The following is a 1,175-nucleotide window of genomic DNA, read 5'->3' on the forward strand; positions in this document are numbered from 1 at the left end:
TACTGACCGTTCTCGAACGTGACCATGGGTGTGTTGTCCGGGACGCTGCGCGAGAGACCGAACGAGACCGTGTGGGCGGTGGCGGGGATGCGGTGCAGTCGCGGTGTCTCTTCCAGCAGCATCGCGGCGGGCTTGCGGCGGGTGGCGCGGTGCTCGCGATTGTTGACCTCGTCCATGAACTCCTGACAGGCCGTTTCAATCTCGGCGAACGAGTCATACTCGGGCCGGAGGTTCGTGTCCTTCGGGACGATGTCGGCCTTGGCCAGTTTCACGGACGACTCGGACCCGCCCTTCGTCGCCGGGTCCGCCGGCTGGCAGGTGAGCACCGTCACGCCGTAGTGCCGGGCGAAGTCCACCGTCTGCAGGTTCCGCACCGGAACACCGGCGATGTGCGCCACGGTCACCGTTTTCTCGTTGTCGGTCAGGACGTAAGTCGGCGCGCCGCCAATGATGCGCAGCGTCCGGTCCAGCGCCGCAAACACCGTTGGCGCCGTCCGGTCACGCAGCACGATGACGATCCGAAACCGTGACCACGCCAACCACGCCACGAACAACACCGTCTTGCGCCCGTCGATTAGAGGGCCATCGCCGAAATCGTATTGCAGCCACTGGCCCGGCTCCGTCACCCACGGCCGGTGCACCCGCACGTTGCCCAGGCGAAAGTTGGCGCGGACCTGCGCGATGGCGCGCCGGGTGGAGCGCTCGGACCCGGTGTAGCCCAGAGCCAACAACTTGGTGTGGGCCTTGTCACCACGCAGCTTCCCATGTGACAGCTGAATCCACTCCTCCATCTTCGGCAGGAAAGGGTCCGTGACCCGGGCCCGAAAGACCGGTTCAGCGAGCGGGTGGCCCGCATCCCGCGCAGCAACATGCCGGGCGACAGTGTGGTGCGAACACCCCGTCAGCTCCGCAGCAGCGCGAAAAGATCGTGTCAGATCATACGCAGCGAGAATTTCCATAACTTCTACGTCTACCTTCATAAATAGGCCTCTTCCTGAACTGGCTTGATGCGTCTAGATACCGCAATCAAACCCCAGGGAGAGGCTCCCGCCGGTTAACCGGTCGGGCTCAGAAAAGGAAGTGGGCAGATCTCATGGCCACCAACGGGCAGATCTCCTGGCCGTCAGCGGGCAATTCCGTGGCCGCCTACGGGCAGCTTCTCATGTCCGCCGACA

General features: G+C 64.1%; 1 protein-coding gene. It reads right to left on the bottom strand.

Going from position 1 to position 1,175, the window contains the following annotated elements; genetic code table 11:
- A partial coding sequence (gene istA, locus CXY77_RS00010) for an IS21 family transposase (protein WP_304466258.1) occupies positions 1–980 on the bottom strand: 980 nt, incomplete at its 3' end.
- Positions 981–1,175: the final 195 nt, after the last annotated feature.

It is taken from the genome of Cryobacterium sp. N21 (assembly GCF_002929575.1).
Classification (GTDB): Bacteria; Actinomycetota; Actinomycetes; order Actinomycetales; family Microbacteriaceae; genus Cryobacterium; species Cryobacterium flavum.